Annotated in this window: 18 protein-coding genes; 5 read left to right on the plus strand and 13 right to left on the minus strand. The window is 47.3% G+C overall.

The window, feature by feature from the left end:
- From GV64_RS25365 to GV64_RS18430, 3 genes are all read right to left on the minus strand, one after another.
- On the minus strand, positions 1 to 706 hold a 706-nt coding region (locus tag GV64_RS25365; RefSeq protein WP_160171814.1), incomplete at its 3' end, for a hypothetical protein.
- Positions 707 to 1,029: 323 nt separating this feature from the next.
- The gene (locus GV64_RS18425) at positions 1,030 to 1,929 is read right to left on the minus strand and encodes a hypothetical protein (protein WP_020581246.1); all 900 of its coding nucleotides are present in this window, start codon (positions 1,927 to 1,929) and stop codon (positions 1,030 to 1,032) included.
- Between the two features lie 28 nt (positions 1,930 to 1,957).
- Entirely contained in the window at positions 1,958 to 2,764 is an 807-nt protein-coding gene (locus GV64_RS18430; protein ID WP_020581247.1) for a hypothetical protein, read from the minus strand.
- 296 nt (positions 2,765 to 3,060) lie between these two features.
- Here GV64_RS18430 and sodB point away from each other — a divergent pair, with 296 nt between their 5' ends.
- Positions 3,061 to 3,639: a superoxide dismutase [Fe] gene (gene sodB / locus GV64_RS18435; protein ID WP_020581248.1), complete on the plus strand. Its 579-nt coding sequence runs from the start codon at positions 3,061 to 3,063 to the stop codon at positions 3,637 to 3,639.
- A gap of 85 nt (positions 3,640 to 3,724) precedes the next feature.
- Here the strand turns inward: sodB and GV64_RS18440 are convergent, their stop codons facing one another.
- Positions 3,725 to 5,659: an amidohydrolase gene (locus tag GV64_RS18440; protein ID WP_020581249.1), complete on the minus strand. Its 1,935-nt coding sequence runs from the start codon at positions 5,657 to 5,659 to the stop codon at positions 3,725 to 3,727.
- A gap of 126 nt (positions 5,660 to 5,785) precedes the next feature.
- Here GV64_RS18440 and GV64_RS18445 point away from each other — a divergent pair, with 126 nt between their 5' ends.
- Complete coding sequence (locus GV64_RS18445) at positions 5,786 to 6,676, plus strand: LysR family transcriptional regulator (protein ID WP_026258066.1); 891 nt, start codon at positions 5,786 to 5,788, stop codon at positions 6,674 to 6,676.
- Here GV64_RS18445 and GV64_RS18450 read toward each other — a convergent pair.
- From GV64_RS18450 to GV64_RS18470, 5 genes are all read right to left on the minus strand, one after another.
- Positions 6,566 to 8,131 (minus strand): alkaline phosphatase family protein, encoded by a 1,566-nt coding sequence (locus GV64_RS18450; protein WP_020581251.1) that lies wholly within the window; start codon positions 8,129 to 8,131, stop codon positions 6,566 to 6,568. The two genes, GV64_RS18445 and GV64_RS18450, sit on opposite strands and share 111 nt — an antisense overlap.
- 135 nt (positions 8,132 to 8,266) lie before the next feature.
- Entirely contained in the window at positions 8,267 to 9,667 is a 1,401-nt protein-coding gene (locus tag GV64_RS18455) for an MFS transporter (protein ID WP_020581252.1), read from the minus strand.
- Between the two features lie 36 nt (positions 9,668 to 9,703).
- Positions 9,704 to 11,125, minus strand: a complete 1,422-nt coding sequence (locus GV64_RS18460) for an MFS transporter (RefSeq protein ID WP_020581253.1) — start codon at positions 11,123 to 11,125, stop codon at positions 9,704 to 9,706.
- A gap of 61 nt (positions 11,126 to 11,186) precedes the next feature.
- Positions 11,187 to 12,752, minus strand: a complete 1,566-nt coding sequence (locus GV64_RS18465) for a sialidase family protein (RefSeq protein WP_020581254.1) — start codon at positions 12,750 to 12,752, stop codon at positions 11,187 to 11,189.
- Positions 12,753 to 12,849: 97 nt separating this feature from the next.
- Positions 12,850 to 14,265, minus strand: a complete 1,416-nt coding sequence (locus GV64_RS18470) for an MFS transporter (protein ID WP_020581255.1) — start codon at positions 14,263 to 14,265, stop codon at positions 12,850 to 12,852.
- Between the two features lie 275 nt (positions 14,266 to 14,540).
- On the opposite strand from GV64_RS18470, the gene GV64_RS18475 reads away from it, so the two are divergent.
- Both GV64_RS18475 and GV64_RS18480 read left to right on the plus strand, forming a co-directional pair.
- A complete protein-coding gene (locus tag GV64_RS18475; protein ID WP_020581256.1) occupies positions 14,541 to 15,089 on the plus strand; it encodes a tetratricopeptide repeat protein in 549 nt (182 codons plus the stop codon).
- Positions 15,090 to 15,206: 117 nt separating this feature from the next.
- On the plus strand, positions 15,207 to 16,346 hold the full coding sequence (locus tag GV64_RS18480; protein WP_020581257.1) for a glycoside hydrolase 5 family protein: 1,140 nt from the start codon (positions 15,207 to 15,209) through the stop codon (positions 16,344 to 16,346).
- A gap of 29 nt (positions 16,347 to 16,375) precedes the next feature.
- On the opposite strand, the gene GV64_RS18485 is transcribed toward GV64_RS18480, so the two are convergent.
- Positions 16,376 to 17,764 (minus strand): GH1 family beta-glucosidase, encoded by a 1,389-nt coding sequence (locus tag GV64_RS18485; RefSeq protein ID WP_020581258.1) that lies wholly within the window; start codon positions 17,762 to 17,764, stop codon positions 16,376 to 16,378.
- A gap of 96 nt (positions 17,765 to 17,860) precedes the next feature.
- A complete protein-coding gene (gene melA, locus GV64_RS18490) occupies positions 17,861 to 19,255 on the minus strand; it encodes an alpha-glucosidase/alpha-galactosidase (protein WP_020581259.1) in 1,395 nt (464 codons plus the stop codon).
- A gap of 264 nt (positions 19,256 to 19,519) precedes the next feature.
- Here melA and GV64_RS18495 point away from each other — a divergent pair, with 264 nt between their 5' ends.
- A complete protein-coding gene (locus tag GV64_RS18495) occupies positions 19,520 to 20,437 on the plus strand; it encodes an AraC family transcriptional regulator (protein ID WP_020581260.1) in 918 nt (305 codons plus the stop codon).
- A gap of 4 nt (positions 20,438 to 20,441) precedes the next feature.
- Here GV64_RS18495 and GV64_RS18500 read toward each other — a convergent pair whose 3' ends face one another.
- Complete coding sequence (locus GV64_RS18500) at positions 20,442 to 21,080, minus strand: TetR/AcrR family transcriptional regulator (protein ID WP_020581261.1); 639 nt, start codon at positions 21,078 to 21,080, stop codon at positions 20,442 to 20,444.
- A 154-nt stretch (positions 21,081 to 21,234) separates the two neighbouring features.
- Positions 21,235 to 23,700 (minus strand): glycoside hydrolase family 2 protein, encoded by a 2,466-nt coding sequence (locus tag GV64_RS18505; protein ID WP_020581262.1) that lies wholly within the window; start codon positions 23,698 to 23,700, stop codon positions 21,235 to 21,237.
- Between the last annotated feature and the right edge of the window lie 211 nt (positions 23,701 to 23,911).

Raw genomic sequence — 23,911 nt, forward strand, 5'->3', positions numbered from 1 at the left:
TTCCTGAGTCTTCATCTTCCCACTCTGGTTCACCTATAGACTCCGGAATACTTTCAGTATCAGATGCTGGTTTAGAACCAATTCCCGAGTCATTATCTTCTACTTCTTCCACCAAAAATATTTTGAGAATTGCTTTACACTCTTTATCAAGCTCCTGAACTCTAGAGCCTGTTATTCTAGCGTTTTGAAAGTAATTATTGCGGTGCCATTTTTCGAAGCTTTTCGATAACTCAACAACAATGTTTGCAACCTCTTCTGGCTCACTCTGATTTATCTTATTAAATTTCTCTGTAAAGCTTTCACCTAAAAAAGATAAGTCCTCAACTTTTCTGAGATGTTCATTATTAAGTTCTTGCAATATTGCTTTAAGCTGTTTGCATGCTTTTGATAATTTTCTATTACCCAAAGAAGCATCATCGTTTACAGTTATTCTTTTTTTATTTTTCACCCCATCCTCTACATACTGAAGCATTCCCCCTCTTGCTGAACCTTTAAGGTATGACTGACCGAAAGTAGAGCTTATAGCTCTACCCAGTAGACTCTGACTACCAGGTAAAGAGCGCGCTATATGACGTGGAGTTTGATTAGGAAGGTTATTTTGAACCGCTACGCCCTGTGATTTCTGACTTTTTGGTGAACTACCATGAGGTAATTCCCTAGGTTGAAACTCACCACTTGTCCGTCCAAGACTGTTACTCTTATCCATAATAAACTCTGGCTGTTAATTCCCAATAATCATCAGATGAAAAGCTGTTCAAAAAACAAACAACAAATTAATCACCCAGCATTGATTAAGTTCAGATAACACTTATTAATTTCAGGCTAGCAGAACAAGAACAAACCAATTAGTGTGGGAAGAAAATATGAAGCATGTTAAAAAGGAAATAGCCAAACCTAAACCAAAAGGCTTTCAAAATTCAGCCAACTCAACAATTAATCATTTTTTTGACTGAACATATAAAGACAGACATAAATAAAAAAATAAAATAGATTAGCTAATACAATCAATTAATTACCCATTACCTGAAGTTAAAAAGATATGTCTTTTAATAAATCATGCATCCTTTTATTGATAACTGCGCTTATTTGGCTTAAATAATCAAAATCAAGTGGCTGCCCATCGCCGGAGTCTCCCTGTGCATTCAGCCCTTGCCACGACACAGAACAACGCCCATAACTGACAAACTCGTCAGAAATCAACCGGTTATCATTATCAAGCAATACCCAGTCCAGACTCTTCCTTAACATAAAGGGCTGAAGATGCTGATAACTGCTTTCGGAGTTCTGCTCGGTAATCACAGGGGAGTTTGGAGAATAACTTAACTGCAGAACAGAATCTGACTTTAACAGTGCCAGATCAGGAAGGATCAGATAATCCAGAGGAGCCTGCTGAGTCAGCCAGTTATTAATCCGCTCCAGCTCATAACTGGAATCACTGTCCAGAAGGCCTCCCAGAGAATAGAAAGGTTTCATAACACAGTGAGGCAGTTCACGCCTTAAGCCATCAGGACAGGAGTGCTCAACACCACTTACCCAGCGCTGATAGAGCTGCAGACTGTCATAAGGAGATCCCAATGACCATTCTGATTGCAGCAACTTATAGACCGGTTTACTCGCTATCAGGTCAAGAGTGATCTGCCCCTGCTCACCAAAAGCCATCAGTGGTAAAAGCAGACCTCGATGTTGATTTGATCGTAATTTCAGAAGCTCTGATTGAAACTCACACTCACCCACCAGTGTTTTACTGCTTTCAGGTAAGCCAAGAGATTCAGCAGGCAGTTCAGGATGAAACCACCGGGTCTCAAAGCGAAGCGGAGATACTTTTTCGGGAAGCACTTCAACCTCCCCGAAAAAATTCAGCCAACTACACCCTTGTAACCAGAAACTGGCCAGTAGCATCATCAACAAGCCGCAGTTTTTATTGTTCACCGGCTATTTCCATCCCTGATGTTAAAGGCTACTGAATCTTCAGCCCCTTGTCTTTAGGGTTTCCAAGGTCCCGCATGGTATTTTCCAGCTGCTGCAACCGGAGGGAAACCTGCCCCTGGAAGGCACTGAGTTTCTTGCTCAGTTCTTCCTGCGATTGCGTGGAAGCCTGAATTTTCTGCTCAACGGTCTGTTGGGCAGATAACGAGTTCCTCAAACCATCAATTTCCGCTTTCAGTGCTTCCACATGGGCGGTCATGTCTGAATTAGCCACCAGCTGCTCGGTAGTAATGGCCTTGATCATCTGATCCATTTCTGACAGTTTGGAAACTACCTGTTCAGATGACTTTTTAGCTGCATCAGACTGTTTGACGGCAAGATCAACTTTCTTCGCCCCCTGCTCAATCTTCTCTTTATTCTCATTAATCCACTCACGGTTTCTCTTGTTGGAAACATCCCAGAGCTTGCGAATCTCAGAATTAACCACCTTGAGTTCAGAGCGGAAGATGGAGTCGCTCTGGTTGATAGTTTCACCCGTTTCAGAAACCTTTCCAGTCACCAGGCCAAGCTGATCACGGGTTTGCTGAAGTTCATGACGGGTATCTGCCAGGGTTTTCTGCAATTCGGTCACTTGCCAGTAGCCACCAGCCGTCACACCTGCCAGAAGCACAAACAAGACACCGGAAACAAAATAACCTGCACCACTGTGTTTACTGGTGGTAGCTGGCTTACCAGTACTTTTGGGAGCATTACCAGCAGGGCGGTGCCTTGAAGGTCGCTGCTCAGCGGTAATGGACAAATCCTGGCTTGACTGACGAATCTTTTTATCCTCTTGCATAGTCACTGCTTTCGATCAAAAACACCGCACCAATCATTCGATCCGCTTTAGGTTAAACGGCGTTCCCAGCTCCTGGCTGTTCTGAAAAATAAATGAGGGACTATTGTAGAAGAAAGAAATCCAGCCCCCAACCCTTTCTTCAACGTAAAGGGCCACTTAAGACTTGAAATTTCTGTTTTTCACCTCAAGATACAGCTCACATGGATTCGTAGTAGCCACAGTGCTACTATCGCTTTGCGAAAAATCAGGTCTCTGAACGAAACCACAACTATTCCAATCACATCTGGAGAAGACAAATGGCTTTTCAACTGCCAGAACTGCCTTATGAGCGCGATGCCCTGGAACCACATATCTCCAAGGAAACTCTGGATTACCATTACGGCAAACATCACAACACTTACGTTGTCAAACTGAACGGCCTGGTTGAAGGCACTGAGCTGGAAAACAAGAGTCTGGAAGAGATCATCAAGACTTCTGAAGGCGGTATCTTCAACAATGCTGCACAGGTATGGAACCACACTTTCTACTGGAACTGCCTGAGCCCAAATGGCGGCGGTAAGCCTTCCGGTGAACTGGCTGCGGCTATCGACAAAGCCTTCGGCTCTTTTGATGAGTTCGTTGCCAAGTTCTCTGACATGGCCGTTAACAACTTCGGTTCTTCCTGGACCTGGCTGGTGAAAAACACCGACGGTTCTCTGGAAATCGTAAACACCAGCAACGCCGGCACTCCAATCACTGGCGATCAGAAGCCTCTGCTGACCTGCGACCTGTGGGAGCACGCTTACTACATTGACTACCGCAATGTACGTCCAGACTACCTGAAAGGTTTCTGGGCCCTGGTAAACTGGGAATTTGTTGCCGCTAACTTTGCCTAAGCAACATTCGAATATGAACCATTTGCATGGTTGATATTGATGACCGCCTGATGAAGAACATTATCAGGCGGTTTTTTCTACCCTCTTAATTCACCACTTTACCCATCGCCTGTTGCATATAAAGTGCTGTTTCACAGAAGTCACCATGTGCTTTCCCTTCATGGTTATGGCCGTAATGATTCTCCAGCTCAAGCACACTCAAACTATTTGCGGTGACTTTCATACCGGCATTACTGACATTAATGAGTGAAGATTCACCACGATACACAGTCGCCATAACATTGATGTCATTAAGATCCTGCTTATCTACCTTATAAGGGTTCTGATCAAGTACCGCAAAATTTGCGTATTTGCCCACATCAATGCTGCCTATCTCATTTTCGAGCCTGGCAGTATATGCAGCATCAATCGTTATGGCCTTCATCGCTTCATGAACCGTAATACGCTCACTGGATCCCATTACGGTTTCACCGGATAAACCGATGCGATTTACCGCTGCCCACATCAGAGTGATTGGCTGAGCAGGGGCCATAGGGGCATCAGAATGCAATGACAAAATGCCTCCAGCATCAATAAATGAGCGACCCCTTGCCATCACTTCGGCTCTTTCCTTCCCAACTCCTTTTTCACTGTAAAGCTCTGCCAGCACATGAGTGTAGTAAGGGTTAACACTGAAGTTTGCCCCGCTCTTAACTGCACGAGGAATGTCGTTTTTATCAGTAATCCCCAAATGATGGAAACTGGTGCGATGATCATCACGGGGCGTTTCTTTATTTAGCGTTTCCAGTACTTCAATGGCCGCTTCAAACCCCAAATCACCATTAGCATGAATCACAACGGTGTAGTCATCTTCCCAGTAGGGCCTCATACTGTCTTCAAGTTCTTCCGGCGTCTGCAACCACTCCCCATGATGACCGTCAGTGTAACCATCCTTTAACTGCATCAGTTGACTGTACATCGCACCATCCGAAAACAGTTTTACAAATTTGGGCAACCATTGAATCTGATCCTGTCCCTTGTATGACTGTGTCTGAGATTCAGCAATCGCTTTGCCTTTAAGTGCATCATAGCCCCCAGCACTGTAGGTAAAGTTGCCAGCAGGCATCAGCCAGTAATCCATTGGAAAGTCGTCGTCGAGGAGGATGGAAACCATTTGCTGATACATTTCCGGAGTAGCAATCACCCCCGGATCGACTGCGGTGGTAATACCTGCTGACTGGACGTAATCACGGGTTCGCTCCATACCCATGGCAAAACGGCCACTTTCCACGAGGAATTTCAACGTATCATTGAGTACTACCTTGGCTCCATTTTCAAAGGCATGCCCCCGCTCCCAATCAAGCTGCTCATAGGCTGCTCCTTCACCTTTCCAGTCGCTCTCCTCCCAGCCAAGCATGTTCAATGCCGCGTCATTGTAGAAAAGCTCATGAAAGCTGCGGTGCCAGACAATGATGGGCCGAGTATCAGACACCTGATTAATCAGCTCCCTGCCCATCCTGTTGCCATGGAAATAGTTATGATACCCCCAGACAATAAGCGGCTCCCCTTCCGGTTTGGTCGCTTCAATTTCCCGTAAGCGGCGGATAAATGTCTCTTCAGTCTGAACACCCGCTACATCTCCCCATGGCAGTTTCCAGTCGCCAGGGGTTATAAAATCAGTGCTCATTAAAATCCCACTGAGCCACAGATGAATATGGGGTTCAACAAACCCCGGAGTGATCACGTTATGTTCAAATTGTTTATCAACAAGCAGGTTGGGGTGCTCTGCGTACCTTTCCAGTAACTCTGCACTTTCACCCAGATCAAGAATTTTCCCATTCTGCACGGCAATGGCCGTTATATTTTCGGCCGCTGACTCTGACATGGTGATAATGTCATCCGCTATGTAAAGGGTGACAGGATTTGACGTTATCTCTTCCGATATTGCTGAAGCAGTGTTCTCATTGTCCGCCTGCTGAACACAGCCAGCCGTTAAAGCCACAATAGCGGCAATCACTGTGAGCTTGAATGTATTTTTCATTACTGTACCTCCATTTACCCAAACTTTTTTCTATTTCTATTGGCTGATGATGGAACAAGACTAACAATGATTTTTCGTTCCAAAAAATGCATTATGTGGGGTAAATTCCATCATAAAATAAGAAGTATGTTTTCTTACGAACATCTCTCATCCTTCTGCGCCACCGTAGAGGAAGGCAGTTACAGTCGAGCAGCACGTAAACTGGGTAAAGATCGCACAACAATCCGCGAGCAGATCAAGGTCATTGAAGAAAGCTATGCTGTCAGCCTGTTCCACATAGAGGGTAAAGCAGCGGTCGTTACAGAAACCGGGGCAGCCATCTACAAACAGGCAAAGCTACTGGTGAAACACAGTGAACGGCTGAATACACGACTGCTCAGCAGCTACATGGAGCCAGTTACCCAACTGGATGTGTTTCATGATGTGTTAGTCCCACCCAGACTGGTCGTGGAAATAGAGCACTTCATGACAAACCGCTTTCCTTATATCAAGCTCAATTGGTTGCATAAAAATCGGGAGGAAGCGTTAAAAGCAGTATCTGAGGGAACCAATCAACTCGCACTGATGCAACATCGTCTTGCCCACGAAACACTATTCCCGCTTGGGTATGCGTTCATAGGTACACAGGATATTGCTCTTTACTGTCATCCCGATCATACATTGGCAAAGATGGAGATCATCACTGTTGGTGACCTGCAGCTCGAAAAACAGTACATCAGTGAAAACCTTTACAAGGCAATGCCTGAGCTTTTTGCGCTATCACCAGACCTGAGCATTATCAGCAATAATGATGTGCTGCTTGAACTGCTTCAGTACGATGGCTGGAGCGCAATAAGCACCAGTCTTGCAAAGCCCTTGGTGAACCAGGGCTTACTCAAACAGTTAGTATTGGTTGAGTTGGAAACATCACTCAAACTGGGCATCTCTTTTTTCTACCCTGAAGCCAGAGATCAGACACCGGAAATTCAGGCACTTATCAAATTTCTGAAAACCTGCACAGACAGATTCTTTCTTTAAATCTTTATTATCTGGAAAGTGTCCGGTTAAAGGTGACGACAAACGGGCTTGAAAAATCTCAAGCCCATTCATAGAGACGTTATTGAACGTTTTCAAATACAAGGGGTCAGCACTGCCACTGCAATCAAATTTGGCAACATGTTCCTCACTGGTTAATGTGACAGGTGTGCCCTTCTGAGCATCCCACTCCAGTCCACACTCACTGCTATCAATGGTGCTGTAGATAAAGTCACTGCTAATCGTCATTGCATCACCAGCCTGGCTGCAATCGAACTTGGCAACATGCTCGTTGCCATCGACCGTCATTGGTGTCCCCGCCTTTGCATTCCATTGAAGGCCACAGGAAGAACCATAAATATTGGCATACACGTAATTGCCTTTCACCAGCAGTGGGTCACTGTTCCCTCCACAATCGAATTTAGCAATATGCTCACTGCGTTCCAGCGCTATTGGTGTACCGGCATCGGCATCCCATTCAAACCCGCAACGAGCACTGCCGATGGTTGCATACATCCGTTGATGCGGCTCGATCGGTCCCAGAAGAGGAAAGCCATCAAGGTACCCCAGTAGATCACTGCCAATGCCCAGATACTGCAAAATGGTGGGTACTATGAAGGTTTGTGCCGGTGTGTTGTACAGCCCATCAAAGTCCTGATTAGGAATTGAAGCAAATTGTTGGTATGCCTGACTCAACTCTTTATTAGAGGCGATAAACACCGTCTTCTCACTGCGTGTCTGGCTCCCATGACCATTACCGGTTATCGCATTCCTGCCATGGTCTGTGGTGACCAGCACCAGCCACTCTTCATTCAACACCTTTTCCCGCTGCTCAACTTCATCCAGTAACATACCCAGTCGTCTATCACTGTCAATGATGGACTGATCGTACTCTACGCCCCAGCCATGAGAGTGACCGGCACCATCCGGCTCATCCAGGTGTATAAAAATGAAGTCCGGACTGTTATTCCTTAACACATCCAGTGTCAGATTCAGGCTTTTATCATCACCACCGCCTTCAGAGCGAGCGGCCAGCAAAGGCATATCATAGGGAAAATAGAGCGTATTAATGGTGCCCCAGGTTGAAAATGAATAGAGTTCTGCATCGTTATTAGCGTTATGAATCAAGCGAAAGATACTTGGCCAGTCTCGGTTTGCTGGCCCTGTATCATTACTCTTAATCCCGTGCTTATTGACCCAGACACCCGTTAAGATGGTACTCCATCCTGGCCCACTGCTGGTGTTCTGCTGGTTGAAGCGCCCCTTAATACCACCTGCATAAGCTTTGGTTATGGTTAAACGATCAAAGTTTGGGGTGGGCAGCCTGTGAATATGTTCAAACTGCACCCCATCAATACCCACCAGCAGCACTTTTTTATTATCTGCAAAAGTCTTTGATATGGCCGTAAGCCCAACCAGAATGATCAGGCATCCCTGATTCAGTATTTTTTTTATCATTGCCTTATTCATTCGTGTTGTGAATAAGGTATTTATTTAATCTTCAATTTATGACGCTGGCGTTAATGTTTGATGACGTATTTATTGATCAATAACAGAATCAAGTTATCATTTTTTTAAACACCAGGCTTTTCTTTATGCCGACTCATTTAAATATTTATTCACTCGATTCTCGTTATACAAGAACAAAACAGCACACGCCAGAAAGGAAAAGCTGCAGCCAATCCAGGCAGTCAGGGAGACACCGTACTCCGTTGGTGTACCATTACTGCTTCCGATAATCAGCAGAGATGGGAAAACCAGGCTGGTCACCGAACCAGCCAGTTTTACATTCAGGCTCTGTAAACCAAAGAAAGTTCCCTCTTTATGCTCACCTGTACGTCGAGTGTCTGACAGAGTGATATCGGTCATCATGGCAGCCGGAATGATACTGGTAATGGCAATAGGAATCGCCCCCAGGAAAACAATCAAGCCAGCCAGCACCATTGGATGGGCAACATCATTGGCCAGCGGAATCATGGAAAAAACCGAACCTTCCAGAATGAGGGCAACGATATAAATGTTCTTCTTCGCGTAGAACTTAGTCAATCTGACGACCAGAGGGTAGAGGGCAAAACTCATGGCAAACATACCAACCATCAAAGCGGTTGCCCACTGCTCAGAAAGCCCAAGCAGCATCGTTACGTAATAAACAGCTCCTGTTTCCAGAAAATAGGTTGCCATCAACGTCAGACAGTTAACCAGCACAAATACGGTGAAATCGCGGTTTTTCAGCGCCTCCCCCATGGATTTGATGGCCCCTTCACTCGCCACCTTGCCACTGCAGTGCTTCTTCTCATCAATCACCAGAAGAGGAACCAGCATGCAGAGGGCACCGATCAGAGCAAAGCTGACCACAATGATTCGCAGGGCATCCATTGGTGATACCCCCTGCCCCTCAAGTACTCCTTTGAAGAACCACAACGTTTGCCCCACACAGAAAGCCGCTCCCCAGGCTGCAGCACTCATGGTTGCAAGAAACACACGATCATCCGCCGTTTTACCCAGCTCCGGAATCAAGGCCCCATAAGGCATCACATAGAGAGTCATAAAGAAGTAAAACAACAGAACACTGGCCGAAACCCACAGAATATTCCATGTGGTCGCCGTGTCATCCGGTGGAAAAAATGTAGTAATAGAGGTTAGTGCAAAGGGCACCAGTCCAACCATCATAAACAACCGACGTCGCCCGAACCGACTTCTGGACCGGTCGCTCAGATTGGCAATAAACGGGCTGGATACCGCATCAAATACACGACTTAAAGCGGTAATAATGCCGAGAGCGGTAAGGCCAAGAAACAAAGGAATCCGTGGCAGTAATTCCGGGATTTCAGCCTTACCTTCAACAACAGGAGGAAAGTAAAAATAGCTTAGGACAATACCCATGGAGAACGCGGTTAACGTTGCACCAAAATGCCCCAGAGAAAATAGCACCAGTCGCCACCTTGGCAACCGTTGGGAATGAGTTAATTCACTGACACTGGAAACATCCATCATTCAACCTTACTTCCTGCTACTTACCTTTCCCAGGCCCTAAGAATAATCAAAATTTCCTTTAAGCCCTTCACCATCGTCCTGTCTATCAGGAGCATCGTTCAAAAACTGGTTAACCCGGTCTTCGTCGTAAAACTTCAGCGCCAGGGCCGCCAGTAGGCAGAGCGCACCACCGACCATGACTGTGATAGAAGCTCCCGTGGCATTAGGTGTGCCACTGGCACTACCAATAATCAACAGTGAAGGGAAGACAAGACTGGTCAATGAGATGGCTAGTTTAATATTGAAATTCATGGCGCCAAAAAAGACACCCTCCTTATGACTGCCCGTGCGATTGCCATCCGAACGGGCAATATCAGCAAGGATAACCGTCGGCAGAATGCTGTTAATAGCGGTAGGAATTGCCAGCAGCAGAATAAGAATCCAACCCGTCAGAGCCGCATCGGGTAAAACAGTACACAGAGGAATCAGTGCCATTAACAGGCCATGCAATACCAATGCAAAAATTTGCATGGTGCGTTTCTGGAAACGACGGGTTAACTTCACAACCAATGGGTAACAGGCAAAGCTGCAGACAAACATGACAATCATGACCAGTGACGCTGTGGATTCACTCATCCCCATCAAAATGGTCACGTAGTAGATAGCACCGGTTTCCAGAAAGAATGTGGCCATGCACGTGAGCAGATTGGAGAGCGTAAACATGCGAAAGTCCACATTGGAAAAAGCGGACTTCATGGCACTGAAAACATGTTCCGAGCACTGATTACCATCGCAGTATTTCTTCTCATCAATAACCAGCACCGGGACAGCCATGGCCAGTGCGCCCACAATAGAGAAAAAGATCGCACACATTCTGATCGCGGTCATGGCATCAAACCCCATGGACTCCAGCTCACCCTTCAAGGCCCAGATTGACTGACTGAAAGCAAAGGCCAGTGCCCAGGCAATGGAGTTACAGGTTGCAATAAAAACTCGATCATCAGAGGTTTTCCCAAGCTCAGGAGTGAGAGCGCCATAGGGAATGCAGTACATGGTCATAAACAGGTAAGCCAGCAGCGCACAGACTGAGACCCAGATAACATTCAAGGTACTGGGGGTATCATCGGGTGGCCAGAAGACCAGAGCCGTTGTCAGTGCAAAAGGCAGTAATGCGGAAGCCATAAATATACGACGGCGACCAAACTTATGAGTCGAGCGGTCACTCATATTGGCAATAAGCGGGTCGGTTATAGCATCAAAACACCGGGAAAGGGCAAGAATAATACCCAGAACCGTTAGCCCCATGAGTACCGGTGCCCGTGTGATCAGTTCAGGTATGGGAGTAGTACCCTCCACCTCTGGAGGAAAGTAAAAGTAAGTAATCACTGAACCAAAACTGGCCGCAGCCAGCATCCAGCCAAAATTCCCGAATGAAAAAAGCACCAGCCGCCATCTCGGAACCCGGTTATTGATATCCATTACACTCCCCCAACCTACCGGTACAACCGGACTCTTTTTTATTATTATTTTTCACATCTGTTTACTGAGGTGTTATCAGGCTTTCTGGAACCATGGCAATGGTGATTTTTTCCGAGTAAGACATGACTCCGTTTTCAAACAGAACAGCCACATCACCATTGGAGAGTGTACCAAGGTCGGAGTAACCGGCAGCGCCAGGATAGACAGTGACACTGTTCTTCCAGCTATTCCCCTGATCCTCACTGTATCGAACAGTCATATTGACCCGTGCCCGGGTATTGGCCGGATTGGCAAAAAGCAAGCCCTTTTCGCCATACTCCTCAACAGAGGCTTGGCAAACCGGCGTGAGCAAGGACAGATCCTTTTCTGCCTCCAGCCAGTTCATCCCACCGTCAGAAGACGTACTCACCCAACGTCCATTAGGGGCAGGTGCCCGACCCAGGGCTGCATGCTGACGGGTATTCATATAAATACGACCATCGGCCAGTTCAGCAATGGCCGTTTCATCACCGGTATTGAGTGGCTCACTGGTCTGCCAGGTATTGCCATGATCATCACTGAACAGAACCACAGCCTGGTTGGCACGGCCTTCAACCTTCTGGTTCAGATAGCCTGGAATAATCAGACGCCCTTTCGCTGGATTCTGCTGTTTCTGGATACCATGCCCAGGCCCGAAAATCAGGCCCTTAAATGGCAGTACTTCACGATCACTCCAGGTCAGACCACCATCACGGCTGGTGATCATTACTGGCCAATGCTGCCTGGCTTCGTTACTGATATTGTGCGCAAGATGAATAATGCCGGTCTCCTGGTCAAAGGCCGGTGTGGGGTTGCCGCACTTACCCCGCTTATTATTGTCCTCATAGGTGCAGACGACATTCAGCTGGCTCCAGCTTTTACCCCCGTCCTTACTAACTTTGGTCACCAGATCAATAACACCGGTATCCAGAGCAGCATCGCGGCGGGCTTCAGCCACCCCAATCAAGAGGTCAGACTTCAGTTGTTCGCCATTACCCAGCTGACTGCCTGCTGGAACCACCAGCAATCCGGGAATCCGGTAGATGGCGTAACCATCAACACCGCCCACAAAGAGATCCTGCACATCCCTCAACTCATCATTATATTGCGGGTTATTGACCCAGTTCAGAGAACCCATCAATGGCCAGCCCAAAATGGCGATTAATCCTACGGTTGCCGTGTTTTTCAGTATTGCCTGATCATTTCGGTGGCGAGGCAATGCAGAAAACAACATGGCGATGGCTAAAAAGCCCCAGGCAACACCCAGTGCCGCAATCACTTCATCAAAAATACTGACCGGCTGGTAATAGTCGAATACCGTACTGTCGAGAAACACGATAACCAGGAGAGCGGCGGTTGCCAGAAAAGACAGAGAATAAAAAAAAGGTTTTACCCGTCTACTCTCTGGGTCTGATCGTTTAGCCCACAACCGGTTAACCAGACGAACTGATGCAATGGTGTAGATAAGGCCATAGATCACAGCTATGGCGGTAATCAGCCCAAATGCTGTCAGCCCCGGGGCATTAAACTCCAAGAACAGAAAGAGAAAAGTCAGCAGCCCCAGGCAGCTGACACTGATAAAAACAGCGGTGATTCTGGAAAGAAACACAGTCAGGTTACTCCATTTTATTCTTATTATTTTCAGGGTCTGTTGATGTCTTTGTGCGTAAGCTGCACGTCAGAGTAAAAACATACAGGCCGAGATCTCAGGCAATGGATTCCGTCATTTCACCCTGAGAAGGCGTCTCATCCTGTTCATCATCCAGATGACGGTTAACCCGTTGCTCATCATAAAACCTCAATGCCAGTACGGCGACAAAACAGAGGCCCGCACCCACCAGCGCAGTAAGCGAAACCCCAAAAGTGCTGGGAGCCCCATCGCTGCTGCCAATAATCAGCAACGAGGGAAAAATCAGGCTGGTCACTGATGTGGCCACCTTGATGTTGAAATTCATGGCACCAAAAAACACCCCCTCCTTATGACTGCCGGTGCGATTGCCATCAGACTTGGCAATGTCCGCCATAATGGCGGTTGGCAGAATACTGTTAATGGCGGTCGGTATCGCCAGTAACAGAATAATCACCCACCCCGTCAACGCGGCATCCGGCAGGATAGTACACAGGGGAATCAGTGCAAACAGAAGACCATGCAGTGCCATGGCAAACATCTGCATATTTCTTTTGGGAATTCGGCGGGTCAGTTTCACGATAAAGGGGTAACAGGCAAAACTGCAGCCAAACATCACAATCATAATCAGCGATGCTGTTGCCTCACACATCCCCATTAGCATCGTGACGTAATAGATAGCCCCGGTTTCCAGAAAAAACGTCGCCATAAAAGTCGCGACATTAGCCAGTGAGAACATGCGAAAATCAGGATTAGTAAATGCTGACTTCATGGCACCAAGAACAGGCTCTGAGCAGGTGTTTCCATCACAGTACTTGCTTTCATCAATGGCCAGAATCGGCACCAGCATGGCCAGGCCACCCAAGACCGCAAACAGTCCTGCACAGACCCGGATTGCCGTCATGGCATCCATACCTGAGGATTCCAGCGTATCTTTAATCACCCACACCAGCTGACCACAGGCAAAAGCCAGAGCCCAGGCAACCGAGTTAACCGTAGCAATAAATATCCGATCCTCAGACGTTTTACCCAGCTCGGGAATCAACGCGGTATAAGGCATGACATACATGGTCATAAACAGGTAGGCGAGAATGCCAAAAACAACCACCCAGGCGGCATTCAAGATCGTGGGGGACGTATCAGGAGGGGTGAATACCAGAACAGAACAGATGGCAAAGGGGATCAGGGAAAGTGCCATAAATATACGACGTCGACCAAATTTATGTACTGAACGGTCACTCATATTGGCGATCAGGGGGTCGGTGATCGCATCAAACAGCCGGGATACAGCCAGTATCAGGCCAAGCACTGTCAGCCCCATAAAAACAGGCGCGCGGTTGATTAACTCCGGTATTGGCTCGACGCCCTCAACAGTGGGTGGAAAATAAAAGTAATTAATGACTGACATAAAACAGAAGGCAGTCAGCATCCACCCAAAGTTGCCAAAGGAGAATAATACCAGCCGCCAGCGCGGCACCCTGCCTACTGCTTTCATATTTTCTCCCCCATCACTCCATAATGTGAATTTTTATCATGTTTTTATCATATACCAGAGAAATCTCGTGAAACAACCATGATTCTCTGAAACCGCATACCGTTGCCTTCCTCTCCTTCTGAAACAATACAGGATTGGCCAGTTAAATAAACACTGAACCAATGAAGGCTTTCATATTATCCCGGATGCTGTTTAAATGAGCACAAACAATAAAAATGAAAAATATTCAGTTTTTAACAATACAAAGACTGATCGATTGCTGATGGAGCCCAACCATGAAGCTTATTACCACATTGATTACCAGTTTTACATTCGCCCTCCTCTCCTTTACTGCCCATGCAAACCAGCTCAGCGCTGGCTACGAGCTGGAGAGTCAGTGGATTCAGGCACTGCAGGAAAGTGATACGGATAAGAGAGTCGCTGAACTTGAACGGGTACTGGAAGAAGCAACTCAGGCACTGATCGCAACACCAGACGACGTAGAACTGTTAATTGTTAAAGCCAATAGCAACCTTGAAATTGCCAATGCCCTCAACAGTGTAAAATCATTGGGTTATTTAAAAGAGGGCAAAAAGGATCTGGAAAAAGCCATCGAAATCTCGCCAATGGCACTTGATGGCATGGCAGAAGCGAGTCTGGCATCCGCACTCTACTGGGCACCTGGCTGGCCACTTTCTTATGGTGATAAAAAAGAAGCTATCGAGTTGTTTGATGAAGCGCTCACCAGAAACCCTGACAGCCTGGAGCTATTGACTCAATACGGGTACATCATGAGCCTTAATGGTGAAGGTGACCTCGGCAAGGCCAGGTCTCTGTTTGAATAAGCATTGCAACAGATCGAAGCAACGGAACAACAGGGAAGAACAGTATTCGCACAAATCCGGAAAAAGGACATTCTTTCGGCTCTCGAGAGCATAGAAAACCAATAACGGAGACACCCGATGTCCGGCAAGTGGTCTGCCGAGAAGGCACAGCAGTGGTATTCAGCGCTGCCCTGGCTGCGGGGGTTCAACTACCTTCCCAGAACAGCCATTAACTGGACCGAGCTCTGGCAGGGACTCTCTTTTGACCCTGCCACCATTGACCAGGAGCTTGGCTGGTCAACAGCCATCGGTTACAACACACTCAGAACCAACCTGCCTTTTATTGTCTGGAAGCATGACCGGGATAGGTTGATCCAGCGTATCAACCAATTCCTGAACATTGCCGAAAAGCATGGCATATACGTCATGCTTTGCCTGATGGATGACTGTGGATTCTCCGGTGATGAACCTTACCTTGGTCAACAGAAACCGCCGATTCCGGGCATCCATAACAGTCAGGCAGCTGCCAGCCCCGGCCGAGAAGTGGTTAAAGACAGACGTCAGTGGAAAGAAGTTGAAGCTTACATTCGGGATATTATTTCCACATTCCGGAACGATAGCCGGGTTCTGCTTTGGGACCTGTACAATGAGCCAGCGAATTCTGCAGTGTTCGGACGATTTAACTGGAAGCTGATAGACCCCAGGCTGACATCCCATGCAACGGAATTATTAGAACAGGCCTTTGTCTGGGCACGGCAGGAATCGCCAACCCAGCCACTGACGGCAGGCGCCTACGAAGTGGGCACCACGGTCAATGTTAAACTGCCACTGGTAGGCAATATCAGTCTGGATTACCTGCTGACAGGACAAAAAGATCCTTTTTACCACCGTCGATTTGACCGACTGGCCTTGGAACTCTCTGACATTATCAGTTTCCACGCTTATGTTTCCGCTGACAAAATGCAGAGCATCATTCACTACCTTGACGGGAAATATCAGCGCCCACTGTTCTGCACTGAATGGCTGGCCCGCCATGTTGGCAGTCGTCTCGAAGAGCAGCTTCCGATCTTTAAATCACACCGTGTCGCCTGTTACCAGTGGGGATTGGTGAATGGTCGTACACAGACACACCTGCCCTGGACAGATATCCGGGTATCTGCCAAAGAAAAAGATCTGTGGTTTCATGATTTGCTTAAACCGGATGGCACCGCTTATGATGAAAAGGAAGTTGAGCTGATTCGGTCATTGACCCATGAAAAAGTCACTGAGACTGCCTAAGTAGAAGGTTTATAAAGCCTGACCCACAGTCAGGCACGTTCTAAAGTCATAAGACCGGCAGGCACTTCAAGGGCACCTCTCTGCCGAATCTGTTGCTGCAGCCAATAGCCTGAATTTTTAATGGTTCTCTTACCCGACTCATAGTCAACATGAACCAGGCCAAAGCGGGTGCTGAAGCCTTTCGCCCACTCAAAGTTATCCAGCAATGACCAGGCAAAATAACCGCGGACATCAGTACCTTCCTGCCTGGCTTTCAGCACTTCATGGATATGGGACCGCAAGTAACTGATGCGAGGCTGGTCGCTAACAATTCCATGATCAACCTTGTCAAAATAGGCCGCCCCATTCTCGGTAATATAAACGGGAGGATTGCCATACTCCGCTCGCATCAATGTCAGCAGTTCATTAAAACCTTCAGGGTAAATTTCCCAATCCATAGCCGTATATCGATAGGGGTCTGGCTCTGGCCTTCTGGCAACAAACGTGCCTCTTAACCCTGGAACAAGCCGGTTACCTCTGACAAATTCACGGCTGTAATAGTTGAGTCCGGTAAAGTCGGTGGGTGTTTGGATAATATCAAAATCACCTGGGTTTACCGGTGGCCGAAACCATCGAAAGCGCTGCCATAAAACCTCTGGATAATGCCCCTTGAAGATTGGGTCAAATGCAATACCGTTCATAAAGGCATTGGCCGTCTTTGCTGCCTCCAGGTCAATAGCCCGGCTACCTTTGATATGCATAGGGGTATAACTGAGGGTAAGACCTGCCTTTGCTGTAGAGTCTTCACTGCGTATGGCCTGCATGGCCATACCATGCCCAAGAAGAATATGGTGCATGGCTCGCCAGAAAGTCCAGGGGTTTCGCTTACCGGGAGCATGATGGCCAAACAGATGGCCAAACGTAGCGTGCTCCCATGGCTCATTGACCGTAATCCAGTGTTTTACACGGTCACCAAAATGATTAACAACGGTTTTTGTGTAGTCGGCAAAATGGTAACAGGTCTCCCGCCCGGCAAAACCACCATACTGCTGGTACAGCGCTTCTGGTGTATCCCAGTGAAACAGCGTAGTGAATGGGGTAATGCCTGCTTCAAGCAGTGAATCGATCAACCGATCGTAAAAGGCCAACCCTTTCGGGTTTATCCTGCCCTTTCCTTCCGGAAAGATCCGTGACCATGAGATGGAAAAACGATAGGCATCCAGTGAAAGCTGATCCATGATGCCAACATCTTCCTGATAACGATGGTAATGATCACAGGCGGTATCGGCATTATGGCCGCGATCAATGTTACCAGGCTGGTGACAAAACGTATCCCAGATACTGGGACCCCGCCCATCTTCTCTGACAGCACCTTCAATCTGATAGGCCGCGGTTGCTGCGCCGATCAGAAAGTCCCTGGGAATGTTGAGATGATCCATTGGTAAACCGCACGGTCAGAGAATAAAAATATGAATAAAATCCATCATCTGACCATGGCAGTTTAATGTCAACCAAGACCTGAAAAAAATTCAGATTTATTGATAGGCAGGCAAATAGTCTCCATGGGCTTCAATCAAATCATCACAAAGGTTGGTAATCTGATCCATTGTCAACTCCGCTGCGGTGTGTGGATCCAGCATGGCGGCATGATAAATATAATCACGCCGACGTGTGAGTGCCGCTTCAATGGCCAGGTCCTGAACATTAATATTGGTTCTGTTCAATGCCGCCAGCTGGGGAGGCAAGGCACCAGTAACGGTCGGGGTAATGCCGTTCTGGTCAGCAAGGCAGGTGACTTCTACTACCGCATTTTCAGGCAAATTAGTAATCAGCCCTCTATTCAGGACATTTCCCCCGAAAGTATATGGGCTCCCCGTTTCCATCGCTTCCAGCATATAGGATGCGTATTCTTCAGAGCGGGTATGCGGCAGCGCCTCACCTTTTCTCCAGGCACTCAACAGCCCCTGAACCTCATTGGCGGTATTTTCATCCAGCAACGTCATCAACTGGGCTTCCATCTCTTCCGTCAGCATGCCCCCCAATGCCGCCTCAATCCCTGTCCACAGGTGCTCGTATTCCTCACAACGTCGTGGATACTCATCCAGCGGGATATTAAAGCGATCAATCAACTCTGGAGCCGTCGATTTAATGAAATAAGGAAGGTATTCCGCATTATGCTCACTAGACTCTGTGACGTAATAACCAAAGCGCTTCATCATTTCATAGCGAACCATGTCATTATGCTTTCCGGCTTTGCTGCGAGCCTCCGCCAGGCGCTTGATCTCTGGATAGAGATCCTCCCCGTTATGTGACACCTCCAGTAGCCATGCCATATGGTTGATACCGGCGATTTTCCACTTTACCCCGCTTAACGGAATATCCAGGGGTTTCAGCAGCTCTGGAACACAGCACTGGACACTGTGACACAGGCCTACCGTTTTAACGTCCGTTGCCCGAAGCATGGCACCGGTAACCATCGCCATGGGATTGGTATAATTAAGCAACCATGCGTCAGGGCAAAGCTCCTCTATATCCCTGGCAATATCCAGCATCACGGGTATGGTTCGCAAGCCACGGAATATACCGCCTATACCCAGCGTATCGCCAATGGTCTGCCTGAGGCCGTATCGGGATGGAATTTCAAAATCAATGACGGTTGAAGGCTTGTAGCCACCGACCTGAATGGCATTAAAGACATAATCAGCATCTTTAAGGGCTTCCCGGCGATCCAGGTGAGTCGTAATGGTTGCTTTCGAGCCAAAGGTACGGCTGATCGCCGTCATAATCTGAGCTGTCTGCTCAAGGCGCTTGGGATCTATATCATGCAGTGCGAAATGGCTATCTTCCAGGGCAGGGCTGGCCATACAGTCGCCCAGAAGATTTTTGGCAAAAACCGTGCTGCCAGCACCAATCATAGTAATTTTTGGCATGGACTCCCTCCACCGAATTAAACGACATGTTTTAATTATTATCTGTGTCTGGTAATAAGTAGCTGAGGATATGGAATCATATATTTCTGGCTACTTGGGCAGGTGCTATGCAAGGCACAACGGAGGAAGCATAGCCGTAGCTATGTGACCGGCGTTGTAACGAAGCAGAGTGGCTGAACAAGGAGTCAGGATATATGATTCCATATGCTCAGCTACTTACTATAAGCGGTTAGTGGATCACTCAGAATGGTGGAATGTCGGAAGATGTTGGCAAAAAGTCAGAATAATTACAGATCCAATCCTCCTGAAACCCATCACTATTTTGAGAAAGCCCCCTTCCCTTCCCAGGATATTATTCTCTACCACTGCGGCGAGCATGAGCGCTCACTCAACCGCAATGAAGCCTGCCCACAAGAGCACTTTTTGATTCATATTGTGTATCAGGGTGAGGGGCGATTCTTGCCCAACACATCAGTGGACAGTGAGCCTGTACTGATCAAAGCCGGGGATATTTTTCTGATCCCTCCTGGCACCAAAGCAATCTATCAGGGTGATAGCAGTAACCCTTGGTCATACTGCTGGTTGGGAATACAGGGGCAGATGGCTGAAGCAGCCCTGGAACTTGCTGGCTTTAACAGCCAGCAGCAAACCCTCCATTACCCAATGACGATCATTCACTCAATAATAGAGGCAATACAGTCACTGATTCTCAGTTCTGAAGAGCATTCTGTTAACCCCCTGGAAAAATTAAGCCAGGTATATCGAATTTTGGGATTGATGTGTCAGGCAACAAAACAGGTCCAGGAAAATCCAACCGGAACCCGCAGCAAATCGTATCTGGATCAAGCCCATGCTTTTATCAGTAATCACTATCACCGGAAGATTTCGCTGGATGATATTTCGGGCGAGATCGGTATTACACGAAAACACCTGAGCAGCCTGTTTCGTGAGAAATACGGGCAATCACTGAAAAACTACCTGACCACTTTCCGCATGCGAAGGGCTTGTGAGCTGCTAAGGCAGCAGCCACCTATACCGGTGGATACCGTGGCTTCTCAGGTTGGCTATGAGGATGTCCATGGTTTTTCCAAGATGTTCAGAAAATACATGACCGTTTCTCCCAGTCAGTACCGGGAGAAAAGCAAATGTATAGAGTCGATCTGTAGTGGGATATTGAAGTGAAGAATTATTTCCAGGTGAGTAATAAGCCCATACTGCGCAGCAGGTGCTTAAACGACTCATGAAGCTTTTTTCCCTCTTCATCACCAGCCATAATGCACAGACGGACCGCATTTCCTGCCAGGTGAGTCATCAGCAGCGCATAGCTTTCCAGCTCAGGAAGTTTGTCTTTATGAACAAAAGGCGACAAGGCATCCATGATGATTTTTGCCGACTCTCGACTGACCTGAAGTTCGCTGTTCTCAACGATCTTATCCGACGCCAATCCATACCAGATATCGGTAATCACCGGCTCTGATTTATACCATTCATAGTACTCATCCAGCATATCCTGCAGCGCCTGAAAGCCCTCTTCCAGACTTTGAATACCTTCCAACCGTTGAATGATCAGATCATTGGTAGTGCTGATGTAACGTTCATCCAATGCCTGAATAATCGCCCGTTTATTGGGAAAATACTGATAGATCGAGCTTGGTGTTACTCCGGCACGCTCAGCCAGTTCATGAATCTTAAGACCGCTGGTCCCTTTTTCACTGACAATATCACGTGTTGCGTTAAGAATCGCATCTACCCTGGAGCGACTACGCTCCTGACTGGGATTTCTTCTTTTCTGCCGACTTTTTGCAGGGGCAATGGTTTCACTCATAAACGTTTCAGCCTGAATAAATAACCAAGCCCTTTATGACCAAGGGCTTCAGGGCAGTCAAACTATCCAGCTTAATAGAGCTGCAACAGCTCATATCCTGACCGACCGAATAATCAAATCAGAAAAGAATATATCACAGATCCACCTTCTATTTTTACTCCAGACAGACTGCCTGTTCAGACTTTTCATGCCGTATTGAGGCCTGGCTCTGTTTAGAGACCTGTATACGCTGTTCAACCACACCAAAGCGCTCATTTCGAATGCGGACAATGGCTTCTCCGGAAACCCCGGTTGTCCTGACCCAGAAAGCAATACCACCACCCACCAGTGCAATACTTTTCGGGCCAATCACATCAACCGGCCCTTCGGTTTCGATATTGAGCGTATCGCTGGCATAGGTCAGCACATTATCTCCCTCATCAAGACAGCGAATTACAAAACGTGTTGTGTCGTAGGTTTCATCTTCCAGAAGATCAACATCATCAACCTGAACATCCAGTCGCTGCTCAAAGGATTGCTGACAGCTTTGCGTACATACCAGCTCACTGCCCCGATAGCCTTCGATACGGAAGGTAGTTGCTGAATCACCCCAGCCACCGACGTATTTACCATAGAGGGCAACCCCATCACTGAGCTTCATCCGGTTCTTTTTCAACAGATAGAGCATCTTCAGCTTGCTGAACAGCGAAAGTCCTTCCAGCCCAACCCTGCTGACCTCAATTAACAGTGACTTCATCAGGCGACAATCCGATTTACTGAAAGACTCATTCTCTTCAATCAGGTTACCAATAAAGTTATCAATGATAATGGGTGGGTTAGGAACATGGGGGTACTGCTCTCTGGCCGGATAAAAAGTCTCTATATACTGGTCGTTTTTATACAGTTTGATGTAATCGCAGTTCGTAAACACATGAACATCACTGAGCTCGCTGCCTGGGTAATCCCCCATTCGCATATTGCTGAGTACTTTCAGATACGGTGTTTGATTCTGCTGGGAAGCGTAGGTGGCCGCGGCATATTTTGGAATACGGAACATATCCATAACGCCGTGATAACAGATCCGGTCACCACTGCCAAAATCTTTGTGGGTATTGTAATCAAACATACACCAGCCAATGGCCCCACCAATACCATCATCCCCGTACATGGCATCCAACACCCTCAGGTGTCGGAGCGCATGCTCAAGACGATGCTCCTGGGAGTCAAACTGCTTGGTGGGAAACATATGGCCATTGTGCTCTGTCACCAGATAAGGCGCATCGTAACCAATAACGTCTTTTGGCCGGTCCAAACCGTGGGTTTTGCCGTTATGCACAAAATCGTTGTAGGTATAGACATCCTCGATCAAATTACTGTCTTTACGGCAACGCACGCCCCCCGTCGGCCGTGTATCATCCAGTGACTTGGCCAGCCGGCGGGTCTCCTGGTAAAGCGCGTCACAATCTTCTGACTCATTAATCCGCACGCCCCAGATAAAGATACTGGGCCGGTTCCAGTCCTTTTTTATCATCTCCTCAACATGCTGCAGGGTGATATCCCACCATTCACCTTTCTCACCAATGTGCTGCCAGCCAGGAATTTCATCAAACACCAGCAAGCCCAGCTCATCGCACCGATCAAGAAAGTGATTGCTTTGCGGGTAGTGAGAAAGACGAACCGTGTTCAGCCCCAGTTCCTGCTTGAGTATCTCAGCATCCTTCTGCTGCACACGCTTGGGCATGGCATAGCCGACATAAGGGAAAGACTGATGACGATTAAGACCGCGAATTTTCAGACGGTTACCATTCAGGAAAAAGCCATCATTGTTAAACTCAACCTGACGAAAACCAAATCGGAAAGAAGATTGATCAATCAAACGATCATGGTTTTTTATTTTAACGTCAAGAATATAGAGGTTAGGGTTTTCGGTATCCCATAGCTCCACACCGCTAATGATCTGCTGAATATTGAGCTGTTGATGACTATCCTCTGTCAGATCAACCGTTTCCAGAAACGTCAGAACGGGTTGATCTTCTTTGAGTACCGAAAACTCCAGATTAACCGTGGAAGTGCGTTGAGCAAAGTTGGTCAGATAGAGGTTAAGATCAAGAAGTTTCTCTGGGCTGAGCACATTACGGGTACGGACATGGCAGTTTTCCACAATCACCTGTTCAGTAAATTCCAGCCAGACCTCCCGGTAGATACCGCCATACGTCAGATAGTCCACCACATAGCCAAAAGGAGGAATTTCCCTTCTCTCACTGGAGTCAACATAAACCACCAGTTGGTTGTCCGCGCCGTATTTCAGGAATCGTGATACATCGGCTTTAAAAGGGGTATACCCACCCTTATGCTCCATCACCTGATGGCCATTCAAAAAGACCTTTGCATAGGTCATCACCCCTTCAAAGTGGAGAATGGCAGGCTTGCTCTTAAGCTCACTCTCAACATAGAGTGACTTTCGATAGCAACTCTCAAACTGGTAACGCTTTTCATCAAAATTGTTATAGGGCAGCTCTGTATTGGCATGAGGAATCTGAACGACCTCAAATTTACTGTCGTCAAAGCCAGAGTCGACAAATTCCTGCCTGAACTCGGGACTGTACTTCCAGTCAAAGTTAAGGTGTCTCACTTCTCTCATGGTACAAACCTGCCTTGGGTTTATTCTTATTATCAGTCCATGGTCAACCAAGTCATGATTACGGTCTGACCACAGGTAGCCTATGGTAAGTGGGGTCAGAAGTAGATATAGAACTCTATTTGGGTGTTGACTAGGTCCTGAGTGCTACAGGACTCTAATATCAATGATCTGAAAGGTGAGATCAACAATAATGTGAATATTTTTCAGATTT

It is taken from the genome of Endozoicomonas elysicola, assembly GCF_000710775.1.
Classification (GTDB): Bacteria; Pseudomonadota; Gammaproteobacteria; order Pseudomonadales; family Endozoicomonadaceae; genus Endozoicomonas; species Endozoicomonas elysicola.